Genomic DNA, 1,495 nt, shown 5'->3' on the forward strand with positions numbered 1-1,495 from the left:
TTCTAATGAACCTTCAAAATTGAACAGCAGGTAATTCTCCTTAGAAAGGAGGTGATCCAGCCGCACCTTCCGATACGGCTACCTTGTTACGACTTCACCCCAGTTATCGACGCCACCTTCGACGACTTCCTCCTTGCGGTTGGATAATCGGCTTCGGGTGTTTCCGACTCCCGTGGTGTGACGGGCGGTGTGTACAAGACCCGGGAACGCATTCACCGCAGCATTCTGATCTGCGATTACTAGTAACTCCAGCTTCATGTAGGCGAGTTTCAGCCTACAATCCGAACTGAGAATGGCTTTAAGGGATTAGCTCCACCTCACGGTTTGGCAACCCTCTGTACCACCCATTGTAGCACGTGTGTAGCCCTAAGCATAAGGGGCATGATGATTTGACGTCATCCCCACCTTCCTCCAGGTTATCCCTGGCAGTCTCTCTAGAGTGCCCAACTGAATGCTGGCAACTAAAGACAAGGGTTGCGCTCGTTGCGGGACTTAACCCAACATCTCACGACACGAGCTGACGACAACCATGCACCACCTGTCACCTCAGTCCCGAAGGAAGGGTGTGATTAAACACCTGTCCGAGGGATGTCAAGCTTAGGTAAGGTTCTTCGCGTTGCTTCGAATTAAACCACATGCTCCGCTACTTGTGCGGGTCCCCGTCAATTCCTTTGAGTTTCACACTTGCGTGCGTACTCCCCAGGCGGAGTACTTAATGCGTTAGCTGCGGCACCGAGGGGGGTAACCCCCGACACCTAGTACTCATCGTTTACAGCGTGGACTACCAGGGTATCTAATCCTGTTTGCTACCCACGCTTTCGTGCCTCAGTGTCAGTTGCAGTCCAGAAAGCCGCCTTCGCTACTGGTGTTCCTCCCAATATCTACGCATTTCACCGCTACACTGGGAATTCCACTTTCCTCTCCTGCACTCAAGTCCTCCAGTTTCGGCGGCTTACTACGGTTGAGCCGTAGCCTTTAACCACCGACTTGAAGGACCACCTACGCACCCTTTACGCCCAGTAAATCCGGATAACGCTAGCCCCCTACGTATTACCGCGGCTGCTGGCACGTAGTTAGCCGGGGCTTCCTCACAGGGTACCGTCATTATCTTCCCCTGCAACAGAACTTTACGATCCGAAGACCTTCATCGTTCACGCGGCGTTGCTGCATCAGGCTTGCGCCCATTGTGCAATATTCCCCACTGCTGCCTCCCGTAGGAGTTTGGACCGTGTCTCAGTTCCAATGTGGCCGATCACCCTCTCAGGTCGGCTACTGATCGTCGCCTTGGTGGGCAGTTATCTCACCAACTAGCTAATCAGACGCGGGTCCATCCTATACCGCTAACACTTTGATATATCTGCGATGCCACAAATATATATTATCATGTATTAGTAAACTTTTCAGTATGTTATCCATGTGTATAGGGCAGGTTACCCACGCGTTACTCACCCGTCCGCCGCTTGGTCTTACTCAGAATTCAATACTCTACTTTACT

Annotated in this window: 1 rRNA gene; it reads right to left on the reverse strand. The window is 52.0% G+C overall.

The window, feature by feature from the left end:
* Window positions 1-44: 44 nt before the first annotated feature.
* A 16S ribosomal RNA gene (locus tag HMPREF1639_RS04685) occupies window positions 45-1,495 on the reverse strand; the annotation flags it as partial.

This window comes from Peptostreptococcus sp. MV1, from assembly GCF_000758885.1.
Lineage (GTDB): Bacteria > Bacillota > Clostridia > Peptostreptococcales > Peptostreptococcaceae > Peptostreptococcus.